Origin of the sequence: Mesorhizobium sp. M4B.F.Ca.ET.143.01.1.1, from assembly GCF_004792275.1 — a bacterium.
Lineage (GTDB): Bacteria > Pseudomonadota > Alphaproteobacteria > Rhizobiales > Rhizobiaceae > Mesorhizobium > Mesorhizobium abyssinicae.
This window is the reverse complement of sequence record NZ_SRSR01000006.1, coordinates 368,162-390,988: the sequence shown is the minus strand read 5'-3', so window position 1 is coordinate 390,988 and position 22,827 is coordinate 368,162. Positions and strand designations below refer to the sequence as shown.

The following is a 22,827-nucleotide window of genomic DNA, read 5'->3' as shown; positions in this document are numbered from 1 at the left end:
CCAGGGGCCATGACAACGATCGCCGATGTCGCGCGTTACGCGGGGGTGTCCGTCGCAACGGTCTCGCATGTGATGAACCGCACGCGCCATGTCGAGCCGGAGACGGCCGAGCGCGTGCGCACGGCGATCGCCGCCCTGCGCTACAGCCCGAATTCGCTGGCGCGGAGTCTCAGGCGCGGCGAGACCAAGACCATCGGCCTGCTGCTCCCCGACAATTCCAACCCGTTCTTCGCCAGCGTCGCGCGCCAGATCGAGGATGCCGGGTTCGTCGCCGGCTATACGGTGATCCTGTGCAACTCCGACGGCAGCGCCGAGAAGGAGGAGCGTTATCTGTCGGTGCTGATGGCCAAGCAGATCGACGGGCTGATCTTCGCCGGCTCGTCCGACCATGCGGGGGTGTTCTCGCGCCTCGCGCCCGACGTGCCGGCGGTGCTGCTCGACCGCGAGATCCATTCCGTCCATGTCGATTCCGTGCTGGTCGACCACGATCACGGCGGCTATCTCGCCGGCCAGTATCTGGTCGGGCTCGGGCACAAGCGGATCGGCGTCATCGGCGGCCCGCGCGATTCGAGCTCCAGCCCGGCGCGCCTGCGCGGCTTTACCCGGGCGCTGCAGGAAGCAGGCGTCGACCTGCCGGCTTCAGCAGTGGTCGATTCCGACTACCATTTCGCCGGCGGCCGCCTGGCGATGGAGCGGCTGCTGACGCAGGCACCCGACATCACGGCGGTGTTCGCCTGCAACGATCTGATGGCGATGGGCGCGGTCACGGCGCTGCGCTCACGCGGATTGCGGGTTCCCGACGACATGTCGATGATCGGCTTCGACGACATCCCCTATGCGGTCACCACCTGGCCGCCGCTGACGACGATCGCGCAGCCGGTGGAGAAGATCGGAACGCGGGCGGTCAGCCTGCTGCTGGAGCGCGTCGCCGAGCCGGCCGCGCACTCGCGCCGCGAGATCCTGATGCCGGTCCTGGTCGAGAGGGAAAGCTGCGCACCATTGCGTGGGTAGCGCTGTCAATTATCGACGCCAGCGCTGCCCTCATCTGCCTGCCGCCTTGGCGCTTATCCTGAAACGTTGGCGGTTGGCGAAATCAAGCGTGGCGGCACTTTCCCCCGTCGCTATACGGGGAGAAATGCCCGGCAGGGCAATGAGGGGCGGCGCCGAGGCTGCGAGATTGCATTTCGGAAGCCATCCGAGGAGGTCGCGACGCGCGCTCATCTTCCACCGCTGCGCCGCCCCTCATCCGCCCTTCGGGCACCTTCTCCCCGTGAAACGGGGAGAAGGAAAGGCTCAAGCCGCCGGCTGCAAACCTGCTCTCAGCAGCATGCCGAACAGGTCGCGCGGCTCGTCGGGGTCGGCGAGCAGGTCGAGCTCCTCATAGAGGCCGGTGGCCTGGAGCTGGTCGCGGACATAGCGCAGGGCGGAAAAATCCTCGGTGGCGAAGCCGACGGAATCGAACAGCGTGATCTGCTCCGGCGCCTTGCGCCCTTTGGCCTTGCCGGTCATCACCTGCCACAGCTCGGTCACCGGATGGTCGGCGTCGAGCTGCTGGATTTCGCCCTCGATGCGGGTCTGCGGCGGGAACTCGACGAAGATGTCGGAGCGCAGCAGGATGTCGCGATGCAGCTCCGTCTTGCCGGGGCAGTCGCCGCCGACGGCGTTGATGTGAACGCCGGAGCCGACCATGTTGTCGGTGAGGATGGTGGCATACTGCTTGTCGGCGGTCACCGTGGTGATGATGTCGACGCCTTCGACCGCGTCCTGGCCGGTCGCGCAGATGGTGATGTCGAAACCCTTGCCGGCGAGGTTGCGGGCGCATTTTTCAGAAGCCGAGCGGTCGATGTCGTAGAGCCGCAGCCTGTCGATGCCGAGCAGCGCCTTGAAGGCGATGGCCTGGAATTCGGACTGGGCGCCGTTGCCGATGATGGCCATGGCGCGGGAACCCTTCGGCGCCAGATATTTGGCCGCGACGGCGGAAGTGGCGGCGGTGCGCAGCGCCGTCAGGATGGTCATTTCGGTCAGCAGCATCGGATAGCCGGAGCCGACATCGGCCAGCACGCCGAAGGCGGTGACCGTCTGGCGGCCCTCGCGCATGTTCTTCGGATGGCCGTTGACATATTTGAAGCCGTACATCTTGCCGTCGCTGGTCGGCATCAGCTCGATGACGCCGTCATGGCTGTGCGAGGCGATGCGCGGCGTCTTGTCGAACAGCTCCCAGCGGCGGAAATCCTCCTCGACATAGGCGGCAAGCTCGGTGAGGAAGCGCTCGACGCCGATGGCGAGCACCAGCTTCATCATGCGGTCGACGCTGACGAAAGGGACGATGGCAAGGCGGGACGGCTGGGTCATGATCAGAGGCTTCCGGAATGGCTGCGGGTCGGGCGGTCCATGATGCGGCGGCCCATCAGGCTGGCGGTGAGGTCGACCATCAGCGTGGCGGTGCGGCCGCGCTCGTCGAGGAACGGGTTGAGCTCGACGAGGTCGAGGCTGGTGACCAGGCCGCTGTCGGACAGCATCTCCATCACCAGATGCGCCTCGCGGAAGGTGGCGCCGCCGGGCACGGTGGTGCCGACGGCCGGGGCGATCGACGGGTCGAGGAAATCGACATCGAGGCTGACATGCAGCAGGCCGTGTTCCTGCTCGACCTTGGCCAGGAAGGCGCGCAGCAAGGGCGCAATGCCATGCTCGTCGATGGTGCGCATGTCATGCACGGTGACGCCCGCCTCGTTCAGCGCGCGGCGCTCGGCCGGATCGACGCTGCGCAGGCCCATGGCGCAGATGCGGGCAGGATCGACGGTCACAGGTAGATCCGGGAAATAGCCCTTGAAGCCGGCCTGCCCGCTCGCATAGGCGAGCGGCACACCGTGCAGATTGCCGCTGGTGGTGGTGTCGAGCGTATGGAAATCCGGATGCGCGTCGAGCCACAGCACGAAGAGCGGCCGGCCGAGTTCCGCCGCCCGGCGCGCGACCCCGGATACCGTGCCGGCGGAGATCGAATGGTCGCCGCCGAGGAAGATCGGCATCGCTTCGCGGGACGCCGCGTAGGCGGTGTCGGCGATCGCCGCCGTCCAGGCGGAAATCTCCGGCAGCGCTTTCAGCGCAAGATTGCCGTGGACAACCGCGCGCGCCTCGGCCTTCTCGACCGCACCCCAGTCCTCGACCTGATGGCCGAGTTCCGACGGCACCGAGACCAGCCCGGCCGTGCGCAGCGCGCTCGGCCCCATCTCGCATCCCATTCTGCCCGCACCGTCCTGCACCGGCGCGCCAACGATCCTGCAGCGCATGATTTTATCCGTCCTTGCGATTGATCGCAGGAATGAACCATCATCCGGTGGCGGTTTGAACAGGCGAAATTGGCATTTCGAGAAGGCTGATCTATCATATTGGATAAATGGGTTGATCGAAATGGGCAATCATGGATGCGCTTGACGAAAGGCTGGTGACGCTGCTGAGGCACGATGCACGGCGCAGCGTCTCCGATCTCGCGATCGACCTCGGCGTGTCGCGCGCGACGGTTCGATCGCGCATGGCGCGGCTGGAAAAGTCGGGCGATATCATCGGCTACACGGTGGTGCTGCGCGCCGACGCGGTCGACCAGCGCATGCGCGGCGTGATGATGATCGAGATCGAGGGTCATGCCGCCGACCGCGTGATCCGGGCGCTGGGCGGCTTTCCCGAGGTGTCGACCATCCACACCACCAACGGCCGCTGGGACCTGGTGGTCGAGCTTGGCACCGCGTTGCTGACCGATTTCGACGCGGTGCTGCGGCGGATCCGGCTGATCCCGGGGATAACGGGGAGCGAGACCAGCCTGCTGCTGGCGACGCCGAGGACGACGCGAGCGAGGCTGGCTTAGCCCGGCAGGGTATTGGTCAACGGCTGGTCGTGGCCGCCACTTTGCGAAGCTGGCCAAGGCTCGACGCGAGTTTCTGCCCGTCTCGTTTTAGGACCGCCAGTTTGGCTTCGGCTTCGGACTGCTCTAACGCCAGTGTGGTGAGGTCAGGCTGACGCGAGCGGATCGACAGCGAACGAATGAGTAAAATCCATCGGCAGTTATGCTCGACCGTCACCTTGACCGTCCCGTGACACAGCAAGGTCCGGAACGCCTCATGCTTTTCGCGATACTGTGAAAGTTCACCAAGGGCGTGCCGGCCGGCCTCCTCAAACGGGCCGCCGGGGCTGATCGCTGCCGCCAAATCTTCGAACCTTTGCCCGATGAGGTGACGCAAGCGCACTGCGATCCCGCCCTGTGCCGTGGCGCTCAACGCAAGCAGTGTCTCGGTCACCGCCATTTCGACCATCGAGAAATGGTGCATACAGGCGCCACGCCAGGAATTGACCTCGCAGAAAGTCGCATCCCAATCAATTGACTGCAGCGATGGTGTTGTTTCGTCGGAGGTAACGGTCATTTATTCTTGATAGCATCAGATAAACAGTCCTGACAGCTTTGCCCCGACCATGGATGACCAAACCGGCGCGTGGCCGGCTTGCCCCGAGGGCGCTGTGCTGCCGGCATCCGCTCGACGCCGCGTTTCCACACTGTGTTGGCGGACGGCGCGGGCGCGGTTGGCATGGTAGAGGCGGCAGACGTCAGGAGTGGACGGCGACGCGGTTCCTTTGCGTCGCGACTTTCCCCTATTCTCCGGGGTATGAGCCGAGCCATAAAATCGTGGGAACCAGCGCGATGCTGAAGATAATCGCGGCCGGGGTCGGCCTCGGCCTTGTCGGGTTCCTCGTCGCGATTTTCACCATGGGCGCCGGGCACGGAACGAATGTCCCGGGTTTCATCGTGGTCCCTTGGGTGATGCTGCTGATGATGGCTGGCGCTGGCGCCTTGCCCGGGTTGCTCAGCGCCTGCGTCCAATTCACGATCTATGTTGCGCTGATCCGCTTCAGGCCGCTGCTTGCGCTGCCCATCGGGATCCTTCATTGCGTCGCCGCGGTATGGGGAATGGCGCGCAACGGTATCTTGTTCTGAAGGGCCCAAAACGCGAAAAAGCCGCGGCGAACCGCGGCCTTTCGTTTGCTTGATCCCCGGAGGGAAACTGGAGCGGGTGAAGCGATTCGAACGCTCGACCCCAACCTTGGCAAGGTTGTGCTCTACCCCTGAGCTACACCCGCTCACGCGGCTTTGGGCCGCAAGCCGGGCCTATATGGCTGAAGAGCGCGGCGATTGCAACAGGGAAATGACGGGCTTTTTTCACCTAGCTCGACAGGGCTAGAAGCGCCGTTACCGCAGATGCGGGGATTCGTCGGCTTGCCCCGGCGACGGTCTTGTCTCGGTGCGGTGATTGGCCGTAAACGGCGTAGCCGGAGCCGAGACCAAGCGCGACAGAAGTGAGGACCGATGCCGAAGACCGAAGCCGAGCTCAATGCCTTTCTTGCCGACCTCGGCATCGGCGTGTCGACGATCCGCCATCCGCCGCTCTACACGGTCGCCGATTCGCAGGCGCTGCGCGGCGAGATCGCCGGCGGCCACACCAAGAACCTGTTCCTCAAGGACAAGAAGGACAATTTCTTTCTCGTCACCGTGGATGAGGAGGCGGAGGTCGATCTCAAGCAGATCCATCATCTGATCGGCGCCGCCGGCCGCGTCTCGTTCGGCAAGCCGGAAATGCTGATGGAGCTGCTCGGCGTCATTCCGGGCGCAGTCACCGTCTTCGGGCTGATCAACGACAGCGAGCGGCGGGTCAAGGTCTTTCTCGACCAGGAGTTGATGAGCCATGCGGTCATCAATGCGCATCCGCTGACCAACGAGGCGACAACTTCGATCGCATCGGCCGATCTCGTCAGATTCGTCGAGGCAACCGGACACGATGCTGTTATCTTGAAAGTCACGTCATGATCGCCACATGGATGGCGAAACCTGACCTCCAGCAAGAATTGTCGCGCCTCCCGCTGGCCGGCGGCGCGACCGGAAGGGCAATGACATGAGCGACAACAATCCATTCGGCAGCAGTGGCGGCCAGTATGCCACGACGGTGCAATATGGCGGCGGCGAGCCCAAGCTCTCGCTCGGCGAGGCGCCGGCCGACCTGATCAAGGACACGACGACGGCCGGCTTCGCCGCCGACGTCGTCCAGGAATCGCGCCGCCAGCCGGTGCTGGTCGATTTCTGGGCGCCGTGGTGCGGCCCCTGCAAGCAATTGACGCCGCAGCTCGAAAAGGCGGTCAAGGCCGCCGGCGGCTCGGTCAAGCTGGTCAAGATGAACATCGACGACCACCCCTCGATCGCCGGCCAGCTCGGCATCCAGTCGATCCCGGCGGTCATCGCCTTCAAGAACGGCCAGCCGGTGGACGGCTTCATGGGCGCCATTCCCGAAAGCCAGATCGCCGAGTTCATCAAGAAGGTCGGCGGCAAGAACGGCGCCGGCAACCAGGTGGCGGAGGCGCTGGCGGCGGCGGCGGAAGCGCGCGGCGCCGGTGACGCGCAGACCGCGGCCGACATCTACGACGCCATTCTCGAGCAGGCGCCGGAAACGATCGAGGCGATCGCCGGGCTCGGCGAACTGCTGTTCGAGGCAGGCGACACGGAAGGCGCCGAGGCCATTCTGGCGCGGGCGCCGGAAGACAAGAAGGACGCGCCGCCACTTGCCGCGCTGCGCGCCAGGATCGCGCTCGCCGCGCAGGCCGCCTCGCTCGGCAATCCGGCCGAGTTTGAGCGCCGCCTTGCCGCCAATCCCGGCGATCACCAGGCGCGCTTCGACCTGGCGATGATCCAGAATGCCCGCGGCGAGCGGACGCAAGCCGCCGACAATCTGCTGGCGATCATCAAGGCCGACCGGAGCTGGAACGACGACGGCGCCAAGGCGCAGCTGTTAAAATTCTTCGAGGCCTGGGGCATGACCGACGAGGCGACGCTTGGCGCACGGCGCAAACTGTCGTCGCTGCTGTTTTCCTGAGGCGGTTCGCCGGCTGTTTTTGCCGCATGGGCTTGCGGCCTGTCGCGAATGCGCCAGATTAAGCTGGGTTGATTTTTCAGGTGAGGCCGGCCTGACCTGAATCTCGACACAGCTTGGAGGCACGAGTAGCCTTTGGCGGCGAGGAGGAGATCGCGGCTTTGACACGCTTCAGGCGATCGGAGGGCTGATTGCAGGCGGGAAACGCGCATTACCGGCGTGGCGCCGATCTGCCGGCGACGATCCCGGTGTTTCCGCTTGCCGGCGCGCTGCTGTTGCCGGGCGGGCGCATGCCGCTCAACATTTTCGAGCCGCGCTATCTGCAGATGGTCGATGAGGCGGTCGGCGGCGCGCGGCTGATCGGCATCATCCAGCCCAGTCTCGACGGTGCCCTGCGCGACGACGGCGAACCGGAACTGTGCAGCGTCGGCTGCGCCGGGCGCATCATCTCGTTGGCCGAGAGCGGCGACGGCCGCTACCTGATCTCGCTGCAAGGCGTCTGCCGCTTCCGCATCACGCATGAGGCCGCCACCAAGACGCCGTTCCGGCAATGCCGGATCGCGCCCTTCCTCGCCGATCTCGATGAAGACCGCGCCGGCGCCGAGGTCGACCGACCGTCGCTGCTGAAAGCGTTTCGCGCCTATCTGCAGGCCAACGATCTCGAAGCCGACTGGGAGAGCGTCAGCCGCGCCGAGAACGCCATGCTGGTCAACGCGCTGTCGATGATGGCGCCCTATGGGCCGGCCGAGAAGCAGGCGCTGCTCGAAGCGGCGGACCTGAAAACGCGCGCCGAAACGCTGATCGCCATCACCGAAATGGCGCTGGCGCGCGAGGGTGAGGATTTTGGCTCGAGCCTGCAGTAGGTGTATCGTTATTCAGGTGAGGCCGGCCTGCAAACGGCGGCTTCCTGCGTGCGTGAGCAGGTCGACCCCCACTCCGTCGAGCTTCGCTCGACACCTCTCCCCCGATCGACGGGGAGAGGAAAGGCGCTTCCGGCGCTCACGTACTTCAAGTACGCTCCGCCCCGGTTCTCGGAAGCCACCATTCTCGACTGGGCCTGACCTGTATCTCAACACACCTTAGGCACCAGTCGGACAGGGAAAAGTGCAATGGCTGCGGAAGGACGTGACGGACAGAAGGCCAGTGTCGATCCGAAGCTGCTGGAGCTGCTGGCGTGCCCGCTGACCAAGGGTCCGCTGACCTGGGATGCGGAGCGCGGCGAGCTGATCTCGCGCGTGGCCAAACTTGCCTATCCGGTGCGCGACGGCATCCCGATCATGCTGCCCTCGGAGGCGCGGACGATTTCCGCCGAGGACCTGCTGTCGCCGCCGCGGCTCGGCGGGCCGGCGTGAGTGGGTACGGCGAATTGAGGGTCGCATCCGGTCGAACCGACCCCCTCTGGCCTGCCGGCCATCTCCCCCTCGAGGGGGGAGAGATCACGCGCAGCAAAGGCGGCCCCCTCCCATTTTTCTGGATTGAAAGGCCGGCGGCGAAGTGAGGGCGCCTTTCCTCTCCCCCGTCGATCGGGGGAGAGGTGTCGAGCGAAGCTCGACGGAGTGGGGGTCGACCTGCTCACGCGTCTTTGTTTCAAGCCGGGGTGATGCCTCGCCTTGATTGAGGCCTGGTGCTGAATTGTCAGCGACGGCGCATTTGAGGACCGCCTTCCCCCACTCCGCCGCTGCTTCGCAGCGTCACCTCCCCCCCTCCGGAGGGAGAGGAAAGGCGCCAGCCGTCGGGCGGGATGAGCTGGCGGAGAGGGGGAGCGCGATATGGGATTGCGTAATCCCGCGAAGGCGTAGGCCGCCTACTGAAAATTCCGCCCCCTGGGCATGACGCTTTCCGCCTTGTCCGATAGCACGGCGATGTCCGGCGGGGCGGGCAGAGCCGGGGTCATCTCCTCCAAAAGCATGGTCAGCCACGGCGTCAGGTCCTCGATCTTCTCGGCGACGATGTGGATGACGCCTGATTCCTGCTGCAGCTTGCCGGTGACGCGCACGAAGCGGGCGCCCATGACGATCGGGCGGAAGCGGGTGAAGGTCCTCTCCCAGAAAATGACATTGGCGACGGAGTTCTCGTCCTCCAGCGTCAGGAAGATCGCGTTGCCCTTGCCGGGGCGCTGGCGCACCAGCACGAGGCCGGCGACGGAGACGCGCCTGCCGTCCTTGACGGACGGGAGACGCGCATTGGGGGTGACGCCGGCGCGGTCGAGCCGCTCGCGCAGGAAGGCCACCGGATGCGCCTTCAAGGACAGGCCGAGCGAGCGGTAGTCGTGGATGACATGCTCGCCGAGCGGCATTGTCGGCAGCCGGGTCTCCGGCTCCAGCTCGCGCAGGCGGACCCTCGGCTGGTCGAACAGCGGCAATCTCTCGGCGGCGCTCTTGCCGTCGAGCGCGCGCACCGCCCAGAGCGCGGCGCGGCGGTCGAGGCCGATCGAGCGGAAGGCGTCGGCCTCGGCCAATCGTTCGATCTCGCCGACATCGAGGCCGGAGCGCAGCCAGACGTCTCGCACGGTCTCGTAGCCGGCGCCGCGCCGCTCGACGAACAGCGTCATGCGCTCCTCCGACAGGCCCTTGATCTGGCGAAAGCCGAGGCGGACGGCATGGCCGGTCTCGATCACGCCGCGCATTTCGGCATGGCGGGCAAGCACGCGAGCCGGATCGAAGGCGGTCTGCTCCAGCGTGCAGTCCCAGACGGAGAAGTTGATGTCGACCTCGCGCACCTCGACGCCATGGTCGCGAGCGTCGCGAACGAGCTGCGCCGGCTGATAGAAACCCATCGGCTGCGAATTCAGGATCGCGGCGCAGAAGACATCCGGGTAGAAGGTCTTGAACCAGCAGGAGGCGTAGACCAGCAGCGCGAAGGAGGCGGCATGGCTTTCGGGAAAGCCGTATTCGCCAAAGCCTTCGATCTGCTTGAAGCAGCGCTCGGCGAAGGCCTGCTCGTAGCCCTTGCCGACCATGCCGTCGATCATGCGCTGGCGGTAGTTGCCGATCGTGCCGGTGCGCTTGAAGGTGGCCATGGCGCGGCGCAATTCATCGGCCTCGCCCGGCCGGAAACCGCCGGCGACGATGGCGATCTTCATCGCCTGTTCCTGGAACAGCGGCACGCCCAGCGTCTTGCCGAGGATCTCCTCCAGCTCCGGCTTGGGATATTCGGCCTGCTCCTTGCCCTGCCGGCGGCGCAGATAGGGGTGCACCATGTCGCCCTGGATCGGACCCGGCCGCACGATCGCCACCTCGATGACCAGGTCATAGAACGCGCGCGGCCTGAGGCGCGGCAGCATCGACATCTGGGCACGCGACTCGATCTGGAAGACGCCGAGCGTGTCGGCGCGGCAGATCATGTCATAGACGCGGTGATCCTCCTCCGGAAGCGAGGCCAGCACATAGGGCCGGCCATAGGCGTCCCGGGCGTCCGGATAATGTTGCGTGAGAAGTGTGAAGGCGCGCTTGAGGCAGGTCAGCATGCCGAGCGCCAGCACGTCGACCTTGAGGATCTTCACCGCGTCGAGGTCGTCCTTGTCCCATTCGACCATCTTGCGCTCGTCCATCGCCGTCTTGACGATGGGGACGACCTCGTCGAGGCGGTCCCTGGTGATGACGAAGCCGCCGACATGCTGGGACAGATGCCGGGGAAAGCCCATGATCTCGTTGGCGTGTTCGATCACCTGCCTGGCCAGCGGATCGCTGCGGTCGATGCCGCCGGCGGCTGCCTCCTTCTCGCCGAGCTCGGAGGTCGACCAGCCCCAGATCGAGCTGGTCAAGGCGGTGCGGACATCCTCGGACAGGCCCATGGCCTTGGCCACCTCGCGCAGCGCCGAGCGGCCGCGATAGCTGATGACGGCGGCGGCGAGCGCGGTGCGCTTGGCGCTGTATTTCTGGTAGATATAGGCAATGACTTCGTCACGCCTTTCATGCTCGAAGTCGACGTCGATGTCGGGCGGCTCGTTGCGCTCCTCGGAGATGAAGCGCTCGAACAGCGTGTCGATCCGGTCGGGGCCGACCTCGGTGATGCCGATGCAGAAGCAGACGATGGAATTGGCGGCGGAGCCGCGCCCCTGGCACAGGATATGCTGGCTGCGGGCATATTTGACGATGTCGTAAACGGTGAGGAAGTAGCGCGCATAGTTCAGCCGCTCGATCAGGGCGAGCTCTTCCCCGATGCGTTTCATCACGGCGGCGGGGACGCCGGCCGGATAGCGCGTCGCGGCCCCTTCCCGGGCCAGGCGCTCGAGCTCGGCCTGCGGCCCCAGGCCGGATTCGGTCGGCTCGTCCGGATAGTTGTATTCGAGGTCGCTGAGCGAGAAGGTCAGCTCGCCGGCGAAGCGCAGCGTCTCCGCCAGCGCTTGCGGGTGGCGCCGGAAAAGCCTGGCCATTTCCTGCGGCGGCTTCAGATGGCGCTCGGCATTGGCCGCCAGCTCCAGCCCGACCTGGGAAACGGGCGTGTTGAGGCGGATCGCCGTCAGCACGTCCTGCAGCGAGCGGCGGCCGGGGCTGTGATAGAGGACGTCGTTGGTCGCCATCAGCGGCACGGCCAGCCGGTCTGCCATCGCCGCCGCCTGCTCGACGCGGAAACGGTCATGGCCGCGATAGTCGGGCGCCACGGCGAGCCGCAGCGCCGCGCCAAAGCGATCCTTAAGCAGGCTAATCATTGCGAGATTGCCATCCGGATCCGACGACAGTTCGGGCAGCACCGCCAGCGACATCAGATCCCCCCATTCGAGGAGGTCGCTCAGCTTCAGCAGCGTCGCCCCCTTCTCGTTCTCGTCGCGCAGATTGGCCTGCGTCAGCATGCGGCACAGATGCCCCCAGCCGGCGCGGTCGCGCGGATAGGCGAGGATGTCGGGGGTGCCGTCGCCGAACACCAGGCGGCAGCCGGGATGATAGGCAAGCGTCTCCACCCTGGCCTGCTGCCAGGCGCGCACGACGCCGGCCACCGTGTTGCGGTCGGCAAGCCCGATCGCGGCGAAGCCGAGGTATTTCGCCGCGACCACCAGTTCCTCCGGCTTGGAGGCGCCGCGCAGGAAGGAGAAATTCGACTGGATGCCGAATTCGGCATAGGCGGTGGCGGCGAGCGCGTTCATGCGAAGACCCCGTGCATGAACCAGCGCGGCGGCGCCTCCGACGCGCCGTAGAGGCCCTGGCGGTAGAGCCAGTAGCGGCGGCCATCGCTGTCCTCGATACGGAAATAGTCGCGGGTCGGCGCTTCCTCCTCGCCGGGAAGCCTTCGCCACCATTCCGCGGCGATGCGTTCCGGCCCTTCAGCGCGGGCGACGCGGTAGAGCGCGCGCCGCCAGCGGAAATTCATCGGCGGGCCCTCGGGCATCTCGGTGGCCGGCACCTCGATCGGCTCGGGCGAACGGAACAGGCGGATCGGCCGTTCCGGCGGATAGATGGTCACCGGCGGAACGGCGCGCTCCGGCCGCTTGAGCGGCGCGCGCCTTTGCGGCGCCTCGGAGAAGGGGACGATGGCGACGGCGCGCTCCGGCAAATGGCTCTCGACGGCAACCGGCCGCAGCACCGCGGCCTCGCCGAACCGCGCGCGGACGCGGTCGGCGAATAAAGCGATATCGGCGTCATCGTCGTTGGCCTCGCCGGTGAGATCGGCCTGCTGCATGTCGAAGGCCGCCGCCGACAGTACCGAAAGGCGTACGAGGTCGAAGCCGTAGCCGGCGTCGATGTCCTGCTCGAGTGCGGCAAGCCGCTCGTGGAACAGCCTGCGGATCAGCGATGGCTCGCGCAGCGGGCGCGAGGTGCCGACGGCGATGCGGCTGACGGCGCCGTCGACGCGGAAGAGCAGCAGAGCGAGCGCCCTCGCGCCCTCGCCGCGCCGCTCGAGGTCGCCCTTCAGCGCCGTGGCCAGCCGGCTCACCAGCCGCTCGATGTCGTCGGTCAGCACGACCGGCTCGGCCAGGTGGCGCTCGACCGAAAGCGGCGCCACCGGCAGGCGCGGCGACACCGCCTCGTCGAGGCGGCCGAGCGCCTGGTCGAGGCGCAGCAGCAAAGAGGCGCCGAAGCGGCGGGCAAGCGGGGCGCGGGGCGCCGCCATCACCGCGCCCGCCGTGCGCAGGCCGACGCTTTCCAGGCTGGCGCGCGTTTCCGGCTCGATGCGCAGTGCCGAGAGCGGCAAGGGCGCCAGCAGCGTCTCCTCCTCGCCGCCGGCGACGATGCGGTCGCCGTGAAAATGCGCCGCCGCCCAGGCGGCGCCCGGGGTCGAGGCGAGCCCGGCGCGGACATCGAAACCCTGCTCAAGGAAGCGCGACAGGATCTCGTCCTGCATGGCGCGTTCGCCGCCGAACAGATGGGTGCAGCCGGTGACGTCGAGGAACAGGCCGTCGGCGCCGTCGATCGCCACCAAAGGCGTGTAGCGGTCGCACCAGTCGGCGAGGCCCTCGAGCAGGCGGCGGTCGGCCTCTGGATCGGCCTCGACGATGTCGATCGTCGGGTGCATGGCGCGCGCGTCGGCGATGCCCATGCCGCGCTTCAGCCTGAGCGCCTCAGCCCGCTCGTCGAGGGCGGCGATGCGCTGGGCGTTCATGTCGCGGTGGCTGATCACCAGAGGCAGGTGCTGCGACGGCCGGGAACGCCAGGACCGCCCCAGACGCTGGCGCAGGATGCGGTCGGCGGCGAGATGCGGAAACCACAGCGACAGGATTCGTTGCCCGTTCTTCCTGGGTCCTTCTTTCCTCGAAAACATGTTCATCGGGGTTCCACTCCAGTGTGAATTGTCCGGGGAGCGCGGTGCGGCTCTTGCCGATGTTGACGGTGAAGGCGGGACGGCCGATCGAGCCGGCCAGCGGCCCGGCGATCGTCGCGCGGCTTGCCGAGGGCGCGGCCGACACGATGAGGCGCACGGGCGCGGCGGTCGGCTCGGCCTCGCCAGCCTGGCGCAGCAGCAACACCGGCCGGCCGGCGTCCTGGGCGCGGGCGTGCAAACGCCGCGTCGCGGTGAGGTCGAGAGGCCGCGGGCTGCCGCGGATTTCGAGGATGACGGCGGCGAGCGCCGTCATGCGGGCGGCTTCCTCGGCGATCCACAGCGCGTCGAGCAGCCTCGGCGTCTCGGAAAACAGCAATTGCTCGGGCGCGATGCCAAACAGGCTCCGAAGTCCGCCGGCATAGGGGAAGCCGGCCTCGCGGAAGATTTCCGAGGTGCCGACCCACAGCACCGGCAGTCCCGGCTGCCGCGTCAGGATCAGGCCGGCAAGCGACAGGGCAAAGCCGGCGACGGCTCCGGCGTCGCGGGTCTCGACGCCATGGATCTCGCTCAGCGCCGCCTTCGGCAGGCCGCCGCCGAGGGCGTCGTCGAGCGGCTCGATGCCGGTGCGCAGGAAGGCATCCGGCGCGGCAACGGCAAGGCCGCGCCGAACCACCGTGACATCGGCGATGTCGCGGTCATCAGGCGACGCGCCGGCCGGCGCCGCCAGGCGCTCGGGCAGCGTTCCCTCGATCTTCGCGATCTGGCGGCGCAGGGCAAAAACAGTCTCCCGCGCCACGGCGGTCATCGCCATGACGGTCAACTTTCAGCAGCATTGTTCCTGTTATGTTCCTATAGATTCCAGAGGGTGCCGGAAGAGTCAAGCAGAGTCATTGTGAATTTATTCCTCTGTCATTGTGCGCTTTCGTTTGACGCAATCCGGATGGAAAACCGCTTCACAGTTTTCCTGGAATTGCTTTAGCGCTGGCCACCGAAGGCCAGCCGGGCCGCAAGCCCGGCAAAGACGGTTCCCAGCAACAGCTGCGGCGCCCGCTGAAACCGCGTCCGTCTCGACAATGCCGCGCCGATCCGGCTGGCGGTCAGGATGACCAGGCCGTTGACGACCAGCCCGATCAGGTTGAGCACTGTTGCGAGCACCAGTATCTGCCCCGCCACGGACCCGGCCTGCGGCTGCACGAACTGCGGGAACAGCGCCAGCACGAACAGCGCCATCTTCGGGTTGAGGAGATTGGTCAACAGCCCCTGCCGGACGATGCGCGCTTGCGAGTGGCGCGCAAGGCCGGCGACCGGCGCAAGCGCTGCCCCGTCGGAGCGGAACGCTTTCCAGGCGAGATAGGCCAGATAGGCAGCGCCGGCGTAACGCACGATGTCGTAAGCGATGGGCGCGGCAAGGAACAGTTGCGACAGGCCGAAGGCAGCGGCCAGCGCATGGCAATAGGTGCCGGCGGCGATGCCGACATAGGTCGCCAGGCCAGCCGCGCGCCCCTGGCTGGCGCTGCGGGAAGCGATCAACAGCATGTCCGGCCCCGGCGTCGCGGTCAAAGCGAGGCAGGCAATGGCGAAAAGTCCAAGGGTGGAAAGGTCCGGCATGAGGAGCTCCTGATACATGGCCGGAACCGACGGATAGCCGATTCCCCGGCAGCGGCAAAGGATATGCAACGGAATTGCCGCATCATTTGCCTCGACCGGCGCGAAAGCCTATATGCCGGGATCAAAGGACAAAGAATGGCCCGCATCTACAAGACCCGCACCTGGCACGACCAGCTTTCGCCGTCGATGGAGGAAATGGAGTTCCTGGCGCTGGAGACTTACGCCCATCTGCCGGAGGATTTCCGCAAGCTGACCGGCGAGATCGTCATCCAGATCGCCGACTTCCCGACCGACGAGATCATGGACGATCTGTCGCTGGAAACGCCGTTCGACCTGCTCGGCCTGTTCGAGGGGCGCGGCATCGCCGAGCGCTGGAACCCGCAGACCGGCGAGGGCCCGAACCGCATCACGCTCTACCGCCGCGCCATCCTCGACTACTGGGCCGAGAACGAGGAGACGCTGGGCGACATCGTCACCCACGTGCTGATCCACGAGATCGGCCACCATTTCGGCCTGTCGGACGACGACATGGAGCGGATCGAGGAAGCGGCGGAGCAGACGGCCTAGGGCCTTTTCGCGAAACCGCATCGCGCCTTTCCTCTCCCCCGTCAATCGGGGAGAGGTGTCGAGCGAAGCTCGACGGAGTGGGGGTCGACCTGCCGGGCGTTGCTATTCAAGCCTGGGCGGTGTCGCGCCTTGACTGAGGCGCTGTGGTGAATTGGCGGCGCCGCCGCATTTTGAGGACCGGCTTCCCCCACTCCGTCGCTGCTTCGCAGCGCCACCTCTCCCCCCTCCGGAGGGAGAGGAAGGGTGCCGGCTGGAATCCCGCGTCTACCAATCGCTCAGCTTGGTGTCGGGCGTGTAGTCGTGGCCCTCGACATCCTTCACCACGGCCTGACCGCAGCGCATCGACTTGGTCTTCTTGTCGTAGGCGTAGGTCGGCGAGCCGAACAGGTGCCAGCCCTTGTTCAGCGCCGCCGTCACCTTGTGGCAGAAGCTGGAATCGTCGGGAGCGGACAGGAAGCGGTAGAGTTTCATGGTTCGTCTCTGTGGTGGGTGATTTCGTTTAGGACCATCATGCGCCGATGGCGGCGGCCTTCGCCAGCAGTTTCTCGGCCTGGGCGAGATGCAGCCGCTCGACCATTCTGCCATCGAGCGCGATGACGCCCTTGCCGGCATTTTCGGGAAGCGCGAAGGCCGCCTTCACCGCGCGCGCCTGCGCAAGAGCCTCGGGCGCCGGCGCGAAGGCGCGGTTCGCCGCCTCGATCTGCGCCGGATGGATCAGCGACTTGCCGTCGAAGCCCATGGCGGCGGCTTCCACGCATTCGCGGGCAAAGCCATCGGCATCGCGAAAATCATTGAAGACGCCGTCCAGCACATCGAGACCGCCGGCACGCGCGGCCAGCACCAACTGCATCAGCCAGGGCATGAGATAACGCCGGTCCGGCGTTGCCAGGACGCCGGTCTCCTTGACCAGATCGTTCGTTCCGGCAACGAAACAAGTAAACCGCGAGGCCGGGTCGCGGCCGAGTTCGGCAAGCGCGCCGATGTTGAGCAGGGCCTTCGGCGTCTCCACCATCGCCCATAGTTTCACCGTGTCCGGCGCGAAATTGTCGTCGAGCAGGTCGCCGGCCTCCAGCACCTCGCGCGGCGTGACGACTTTGGACAAAAGGATGCCGTCGGCCTCGCCTTTCGCCGCCGCCAGCACGTCGTCGATGCCCCATTCGGTTCCCAGCGCGTTGACGCGCACGATCATCTCGCAGCGCCGGTTCGGACGTTCGGTCAGGATGCCCGCCAGCTTTTCGCGCACCGCGACCTTGTCGGCGGGCGGCACGGCGTCTTCCAGGTCGATGATCACGGCATCGCAGGCAAGCGTCGCGATCTTGGCCAGCGCCCTGTCATTGGAGGCCGGGATGTAGAGCACCGAACGGCGCGGGCGGTAGGTTTGCATCCGCGATCTATGCCGCCTGTGGACAATGGAGGCAAGCCGTGCGGCGCAGCCAATCGTCGGAAGTCGGCGCCGCCCCTCATCGCCCTGCCGGGCACTTCTCCCCGTATAGTGACGGCGAGAAGGGGCTGGCCGCGGCCCTGGCGTTTTTTCTGCAACGCTGGCGATTGGCGAACTCGGCGATGACAGCGCCCCTCTCCCCGTCGTTATACGGGGAGAAGTGCCCGGCAGGGCGATGAGGGGCGGCGCCAACGTTTGGGACGGGCGCGGGGCCAGCGCAATTTGAAGCGATTTGCCCTGCACGAAATCTGCAAATCATTGCTGAAAATCTCAGGCGGCCCGCCCCGCTCTCTCCTCGCCTGCTTGCGAGACAGGCCGCATGCAAGCACGCGAAAATCCCCGTTGGTCCCTGCCCTACCGGCTGCGCAGCGATGGCTGGTGGCTCGCCCCGAAGTCGCGGCCGACCGCGACGCTGTTGCCATTCGTCCCTAGATCGCCGCCGCGCCACGCCCCGGCCAAAGCGAGGAAAACCCGCTCATGACACATCTCCTCGCGCCGGCGCCGAGCTACTGCCGGCGCTTCGGCGTCGCCGTCCTGCTGGTCGCGCTGGCGGACTTTTTCTTCTATGGCCAGCCGGCCGGCATCACGTGGTTCCTGTTCGGCATCGCGCTCGCCGCCGCGGTTGCGGCCCTCAATCCCCTGTCCCTCGCCTCCAACGACCGCTGGCTCTGGATCAGGCCGGCCGCCCTGCTCTGCGCGCTGCTGCCGCTGGTCGAGAATGTCAGTCCGCTCTCGGTCTCGGTCGCGCTGGCGGCAATGGCGGTGTTCGCGCTTTCGCTCGCCGGGCGGCTGCGCTCCAGCGTTGCCCGCATCGCCAGGCAGCTCTTGGCCTTCGTCATCGCCGCGCCGTTCCGCTTCGTGGGCGACTTCCTGCGCTGGCGCAAGGCGGCGCGGCGCCATGGCCGGCGGCGCATCCGGCTGGCGGCGATCGCCGTATGGGCGATGCCGCTCGGCCTCGGCCTCGTCTTCCTCGCCTTGTTCGGCGCCGCCAATCCGGTCATCGAATACTGGTTCTCGCTGATCGACCTTTTTGCACTCCTCAACCTGATCCAGCTGCCGCGGCTGATCTTCTGGCTCGCCGTGCTCGCCGGCGTCTGGGCCTTCCTGAGGCCGCGCCTGCCGCGCTTCCTCCGCCGTCTGCCTCGGCCGGCGCGGCCTGTTCGCGTCGAACCGGCGGCGCCGGCAAGGACGGCAATCGAGGACGTTCTCTTCGGCAAGGCGGCGATCCTGCGCGCGCTGGTCGTGTTCAACCTCCTGTTCGCGATGCAGACCGGGCTCGACGCCACCTATCTGTGGGGCGGAGTGGCGCTGCCGGACGGGCTGACCTACGCGGCTTACGCGCATCGCGGCGCCTATCCGCTGATCGTCACCGCGCTGCTTGCCGCCGGCTTCGTGCTGGCGGCGCTGAGGCCGGGCAGCGAAACCTCCGGGGATCCGCTGATCCGCCGGCTGGTCTACGCCTGGGTGGCGCAGAACATCATGCTGGTCATCTCCTCGATGCTGAGGCTCGACCTCTATATCGGCATCTATGCGCTGACCTATCTGCGCATTGCCGCCTTCGTCTGGATGGGGCTGGTGGCGGCGGGGCTGGCGCTGATCATCGCCCGCATCGCGCTCGGAAAATCCAGCGAATGGCTGCTCTCCGCCAATCTTCTGACGTTATCGGCGACGCTTTATGCGTGCTGCTACGTCAACTTCGCAGCAACGATCGCCAACTACAATGTCGACCATTCCTACGAGATGACCGGGCAAGGCGTTCCGCTGGACACGCAGTATCTGCGCTCGCTCGGCCCGGGCGCGTTGCCAGCGCTCGACCGGTTCCTCGCGCACCAGGCGAACGCGCCCGCTACCGATGAGCCCTGCCGGCGCGACCTCGCCATCGCGCACGCCGGGGACGAGGCCGCTTACCGCGCCGAACAGAAAAACTGGCGCGCCTGGAGCTTTCGCGACTGGCGGCTCATCCGCACTCTCGACAAAAGAGGCCCGCTCGTGGTTCCTCAGCCTTCGCAACCTTCCGTGCCGGGCCGCTGATCGATGCCGCATCAAATCCTCGTCGCCGATGACGATCCGCATATCCGCGAGATCATCTGCTTCGCGCTGGAAAAGGCCGGCATGAGGACGCAAGGCGTCGCCGACGGCGCGGCCGCCCTGCAGGCGGTCGAGCGCCGCGCGCCCGACCTCGTCGTGCTCGACATCGGCATGCCGGAGATGGATGGGCTGGAAGTGTGCCGGCGGCTGAGGCAGACCTCCGATGTGCCGGTGCTGTTTCTGTCGGCGCGGGATGAAGAGATCGACCGCATCCTCGGGCTGGAAATGGGCGGCGACGACTATGTGACAAAGCCGTTCAGCCCGCGCGAGCTGGTCGCCCGCGTCAACGTCATCCTGCGGCGGGCCCGCCCGGTTGCGGCCGAGACCGACGAGCGGCAGTTCGCGCATGGCCGGCTGGTGCTGACGCCGTCCAGCCACGGCGCCAGCTTCGACGGCCAGCCGCTGGCGCTCACCTCGATCGAATTCTCGATCCTGAAAGGGTTCCTCGCGCGCCCCGCGCATGTGCTTGCCCGCGAGGCGGTGATGGCCAATGCCTATGCCGCCAACATCCATGTCTCGGAGCGCACCGTCGATAGCCATATCCGCAACATCCGCGCCAAGCTGGCGGCGGCCGGCTGCACGGACGCGATCGAGACGGTACACGGCGTCGGCTTCCGGCTCGGCCGATGCGGCGGCTGAATTCCCGGGACTGGACAGGCAAGAAATGGCGGCCGCGCCTGGCCACGGTGGTGGTCGCCATCCTGATCGTGGTGATGGCGCTGCCGCTGGTCGGCCTGTTCTTCTTCCGCCTCTATGAGAACCAGCTGATCCGCCAGACCGAGGCGGAACTGATCGCGCAAGGTGCGGTGCTGGCCGCCATCTATGCCGAGGATGTGCGCGCGGCGGGGATCGCGCCGGACAAGCTTGGCGCGCCGGTGGCAATCGACGCCGAGCGGAGCGCCAGCACGAACGAGCCGTACCAGCCGCTCGAGCCGCGCCTCGACCTTGCCTCCGACACTGTGCTGCCGACGCGGCCCGCCCCGGTCGCGGCAATCGCCGATCCGGCCTTCGCGGCAATCGGCGCGGGGCTTTCCGGCATCCTCGCGGAAACGCAGAAGACGACGCTGGCCGGCTTCCGGCTGCTCGATCCAAGAGGCGTGGTCATCGCCGGGCGCGAGGAGATCGGGCAGTCGCTGGCCGATGTCGCGGAGGTGCGCGCAGCACTTGCCGGCCGCTACGCCAGCGCGCTCCGGCTGAGGATCCCCAACCAGCCGGCGCCGCCGCTCTATTCGGTCAGCCGCGGCACCAGGGTGCGGGTCTTCGTCGCCATGCCGGTCGCGGTCGAAGGCCGGATCGCCGGCGTGGTCTACCTGTCGCGGACGCCGAACAACATCGTCAAGCATCTCTATGGCGAGCGCGGCAAGGTGACGCTCGCGGCGATCGCGATTGTCGGCGGCACGCTGCTGATCGGGCTGGTCTTCCTGCGCACGGTCAGCCGGCCGATCTACGGGCTGATCGAGCGCACCAAGCGCATCGCCGCCGGCGACCGCGAAGCGATGAAACCGCTCGACCATCACGGCACGCGCGAGATGGCCGAGCTGTCCGCCGCCTTCCTCGACATGGCGCAAAAACTGCAGGCGCGGTCCGACAGCATCCAGACTTTCGCCACCCATGTCTCGCATGAGCTCAAATCGCCGCTGACGGCGATCCAGGGCGCGGCGGAACTGCTGCGCGATTCCGGCGAGGCGATGGACGAGGCCGAGCGGAAGCGGTTTTCCAACAATATCGTCACCGATGCCGGGCGGCTCAATCTGCTGGTCCGCCGCCTGCTCGAGCTGGCGCGCGTCGAAAACCTCGCGCCCAGCGGCGAAAGCACGTCGCTCGATGCGGCGCTGGCGCTGCTGCCCGCGGACACCCGGCTGACGGTCCGCGTCGAGGCCGGCGGCGGGACCGGCTTGCGCATCTCGGCCGAGAACGCGGCGATCGTGCTGGCCAATCTGATCGACAATTCGGCGCGGCATGGCGCCAGCCTGGTCTCGATTTCCGCCGCGAGCGCGGCGGAACGGGCAACCATCGTGGTCAGCGATGACGGCGCCGGCATTTCGCCGAGCAACCGCGGCAAGGTGTTCGAGCCGTTCTTCACCACGCGGCGCGAGACCGGCGGCACCGGCATGGGCCTGGGCATCGTGCTGGCCCTCCTGAAAGCGCATGATGGCACGATCAGGCTGGTTGACAGCGAGCGCGGCACGCGCTTCGAGATCAGCCTGCCTGCGGCGTGAAGGATGCCACTGGGCGGATCGGAGACAAAAGTGCGCTACGACATCGTCATCATCGGCGGGGCCATCGTCGGATCCTCGGTCGCCTACTATCTGCGCGAGGAGGGTTTTTCCGGCTCGATCGCGCTGGTCGAGCGCGATCCGCAATTTTCCCATGCGGCGACGACGCTCTCCATGGCCTCGATCCGCCAGCAATTCTCGATCCCGGAAAACATCCGCCTGTCGCAGTTCACGCTGAAACTGTTCCGGCGGCTGAAGGAGACTTTCGGCGCCGATGCCGATATCGGCTTCCGCGAGGGCGGCTATCTCATCCTCGCCGGCGAGGCCGGGCTGCCGATCCTCAAGGCCAATCATGCGGCGCAGATCGCCGAGGGCGCCGACATTCTGCTGGAGGACGCCGAGCAGCTGACGCGCCGCTTCCCCTGGCTGTCGGCCGAGGGCATTTCCGCCGGCGCCTATGGCCGCAGCGGCGAGGGCTGGTTCGACGCGCATGCGATGCTGATGCTGTTCCGCAAGGCGCTGCGCGACAAGAAGATCGATTTCATCACCGCCGATGTCACCGGCATCGCGCGGCAGGGCGACCGCGTCACCGGCGTGAGCTTCGACAATGGCGAGACGCTGGAAGCGGGCATCGTCGTCAACGCTGCCGGCCCGAATGCCGGAAAGGTCGCGGCTTTTGCCGGGCTCGTGCTGCCGGTCGAGCCGCGCAAGCGCAACGTCTTCGTCTTCGAGGCGCGCGAGAAATATGCCGACATGCCGCTGCTGGTCGATCCCAGCGGCATCTATGTGCGGCCGGAAGGCTCGGTCTACCTCACCGGCGGCGCCGAACCAGAGGAAGGCGATCATGCTCCCGATCCCGCGGATTTCGACGTCAACTGGCCGCTGTTCGAGGAGGTGATCTGGCCGACGCTGGCGACCCGCATCCCCGCCTTCGAGGCGATCAAGCCGATGCGCGCCTGGGTCGGTCATTACGACTACAACACGCTCGACCAGAACGCGGTGATCGGGCCGCATCCGGAGGTCGAGAACTTCCTCTTCGCCAACGGTTTTTCCGGCCACGGCTTGCAGCAGGCGCCGGCCGTCGGCAAGGCGCTCTCCGAGCTGATCGTGCATGGCGGCTACCGAACGGTGGATTGCTCTGCGTTCGGGTACAGCCGGGTGGCCGAAGGGCGGGCGTTCCGGGAGTTGAATGTGATTTAGTGTTGAAGTTTCTCTTCGACGCTGGCGGGACAGCGCCCCCCTCTGTCCTGCCGGACATCTCCCCCACGAGGGGGGAGATTAGCAGCTTCGCCGAACGTGCCATTCCTGC

At 66.8% G+C, this 22,827-nt stretch carries 21 protein-coding genes and 1 tRNA gene; 12 read left to right on the top strand and 10 right to left on the bottom strand.

Annotated features, from left to right (window positions below; all coding sequences use genetic code 11):
• The first annotated feature begins 9 nt into the window (after positions 1–9).
• The gene (locus EN786_RS17920) at positions 10–1,011 is read left to right on the top strand and encodes a substrate-binding domain-containing protein (RefSeq protein ID WP_127284791.1); all 1,002 of its coding nucleotides are present in this window, start codon (positions 10–12) and stop codon (positions 1,009–1,011) included.
• A 282-nt stretch (positions 1,012–1,293) separates the two neighbouring features.
• On the opposite strand, the gene EN786_RS17915 is transcribed toward EN786_RS17920, so the two are convergent.
• Both EN786_RS17915 and rocF read right to left on the bottom strand, forming a co-directional pair.
• Positions 1,294–2,352, bottom strand: coding sequence for an ornithine cyclodeaminase (locus EN786_RS17915; RefSeq protein WP_127284790.1), 1,059 nt, complete (start codon positions 2,350–2,352; stop codon positions 1,294–1,296).
• 2 nt (positions 2,353–2,354) lie between these two features.
• Entirely contained in the window at positions 2,355–3,287 is a 933-nt protein-coding gene (gene rocF / locus EN786_RS17910) for an arginase (RefSeq protein ID WP_135908698.1), read from the bottom strand.
• Positions 3,288–3,418: 131 nt separating this feature from the next.
• On the opposite strand from rocF, the gene EN786_RS17905 reads away from it, so the two are divergent.
• Positions 3,419–3,859 (top strand): Lrp/AsnC family transcriptional regulator, encoded by a 441-nt coding sequence (locus EN786_RS17905; RefSeq protein ID WP_127309148.1) that lies wholly within the window; start codon positions 3,419–3,421, stop codon positions 3,857–3,859.
• 16 nt (positions 3,860–3,875) lie between these two features.
• Here EN786_RS17905 and EN786_RS17900 read toward each other — a convergent pair whose 3' ends face one another.
• Positions 3,876–4,412, bottom strand: coding sequence for a hypothetical protein (locus EN786_RS17900; RefSeq protein WP_127309149.1), 537 nt, complete (start codon positions 4,410–4,412; stop codon positions 3,876–3,878).
• A gap of 275 nt (positions 4,413–4,687) precedes the next feature.
• Between EN786_RS17900 and EN786_RS17895 the strand changes: the two genes are divergently transcribed.
• Entirely contained in the window at positions 4,688–4,981 is a 294-nt protein-coding gene (locus EN786_RS17895; protein ID WP_127309150.1) for a hypothetical protein, read from the top strand.
• A 68-nt stretch (positions 4,982–5,049) separates the two neighbouring features.
• Here the strand turns inward: EN786_RS17895 and EN786_RS17890 are convergent.
• Positions 5,050–5,124, bottom strand: a tRNA-Gly gene (locus EN786_RS17890).
• A gap of 226 nt (positions 5,125–5,350) precedes the next feature.
• Here EN786_RS17890 and EN786_RS17885 point away from each other — a divergent pair.
• The 4 genes from EN786_RS17885 (at position 5,351) to EN786_RS17870 (ending at position 8,254) form a co-directional block, all read left to right on the top strand.
• Positions 5,351–5,848: a prolyl-tRNA synthetase associated domain-containing protein gene (locus EN786_RS17885; RefSeq protein ID WP_127309151.1), complete on the top strand. Its 498-nt coding sequence runs from the start codon at positions 5,351–5,353 to the stop codon at positions 5,846–5,848.
• An 85-nt stretch (positions 5,849–5,933) separates the two neighbouring features.
• A complete protein-coding gene (gene trxA, locus EN786_RS17880; protein WP_127309152.1) occupies positions 5,934–6,905 on the top strand; it encodes a thioredoxin in 972 nt (323 codons plus the stop codon).
• A gap of 188 nt (positions 6,906–7,093) precedes the next feature.
• Positions 7,094–7,765 (top strand): LON peptidase substrate-binding domain-containing protein, encoded by a 672-nt coding sequence (locus EN786_RS17875; protein ID WP_127309153.1) that lies wholly within the window; start codon positions 7,094–7,096, stop codon positions 7,763–7,765.
• 246 nt (positions 7,766–8,011) lie between these two features.
• Positions 8,012–8,254, top strand: a complete 243-nt coding sequence (locus EN786_RS17870; protein ID WP_127309154.1) for a Trm112 family protein — start codon at positions 8,012–8,014, stop codon at positions 8,252–8,254.
• Between the two features lie 452 nt (positions 8,255–8,706).
• Here the strand turns inward: EN786_RS17870 and EN786_RS17860 are convergent, their stop codons facing one another.
• From EN786_RS17860 to EN786_RS17845, 4 genes are all read right to left on the bottom strand, one after another.
• Positions 8,707–11,985, bottom strand: a complete 3,279-nt coding sequence (locus EN786_RS17860) for an error-prone DNA polymerase (protein ID WP_127308901.1) — start codon at positions 11,983–11,985, stop codon at positions 8,707–8,709.
• Positions 11,982–13,457, bottom strand: coding sequence for a DUF6504 family protein (locus EN786_RS17855; protein ID WP_127308902.1), 1,476 nt, complete (start codon positions 13,455–13,457; stop codon positions 11,982–11,984). Before EN786_RS17855 ends, EN786_RS17860 begins: the two co-directional genes overlap by 4 nt.
• Positions 13,399–14,409, bottom strand: a complete 1,011-nt coding sequence (locus tag EN786_RS38665) for a hypothetical protein (RefSeq protein ID WP_127286467.1) — start codon at positions 14,407–14,409, stop codon at positions 13,399–13,401. The genes EN786_RS17855 and EN786_RS38665 overlap by 59 nt, the downstream gene beginning before the upstream one ends.
• 164 nt (positions 14,410–14,573) lie before the next feature.
• Positions 14,574–15,206, bottom strand: a complete 633-nt coding sequence (locus EN786_RS17845) for a LysE family translocator (RefSeq protein ID WP_127286466.1) — start codon at positions 15,204–15,206, stop codon at positions 14,574–14,576.
• Positions 15,207–15,341: 135 nt separating this feature from the next.
• On the opposite strand from EN786_RS17845, the gene EN786_RS17840 reads away from it, so the two are divergent.
• Positions 15,342–15,773 carry a metallopeptidase family protein gene (locus tag EN786_RS17840; RefSeq protein WP_127286465.1) on the top strand — a complete coding sequence of 144 codons (432 nt, stop codon included), beginning with the start codon at positions 15,342–15,344 and terminating at the stop codon, positions 15,771–15,773.
• 264 nt (positions 15,774–16,037) lie between these two features.
• Here the strand turns inward: EN786_RS17840 and EN786_RS17830 are convergent, their stop codons facing one another.
• Entirely contained in the window at positions 16,038–16,244 is a 207-nt protein-coding gene (locus tag EN786_RS17830; protein ID WP_127286464.1) for a DUF1737 domain-containing protein, read from the bottom strand.
• Positions 16,245–16,281: 37 nt separating this feature from the next.
• Positions 16,282–17,157: a CoA ester lyase gene (locus tag EN786_RS17825; protein WP_127286463.1), complete on the bottom strand. Its 876-nt coding sequence runs from the start codon at positions 17,155–17,157 to the stop codon at positions 16,282–16,284.
• Between the two features lie 534 nt (positions 17,158–17,691).
• On the opposite strand from EN786_RS17825, the gene EN786_RS17815 reads away from it, so the two are divergent.
• Genes EN786_RS17815 through EN786_RS17800 form a run of 4 tightly spaced genes read left to right on the top strand, consistent with a single transcriptional unit; the run spans position 17,692 to position 22,718 of the window.
• Positions 17,692–19,245, top strand: a complete 1,554-nt coding sequence (locus tag EN786_RS17815) for a DUF4173 domain-containing protein (protein WP_127308904.1) — start codon at positions 17,692–17,694, stop codon at positions 19,243–19,245.
• Positions 19,246–19,248: 3 nt separating this feature from the next.
• Positions 19,249–19,941, top strand: coding sequence for a response regulator transcription factor (locus tag EN786_RS17810; protein ID WP_127308905.1), 693 nt, complete (start codon positions 19,249–19,251; stop codon positions 19,939–19,941).
• Positions 19,929–21,521, top strand: coding sequence for an ATP-binding protein (locus EN786_RS17805; protein WP_127308906.1), 1,593 nt, complete (start codon positions 19,929–19,931; stop codon positions 21,519–21,521). Before EN786_RS17810 ends, EN786_RS17805 begins: the two co-directional genes overlap by 13 nt.
• 30 nt (positions 21,522–21,551) lie before the next feature.
• Entirely contained in the window at positions 21,552–22,718 is a 1,167-nt protein-coding gene (locus EN786_RS17800; protein WP_127308907.1) for an FAD-binding oxidoreductase, read from the top strand.
• Positions 22,719–22,827 lie beyond the last annotated feature (109 nt).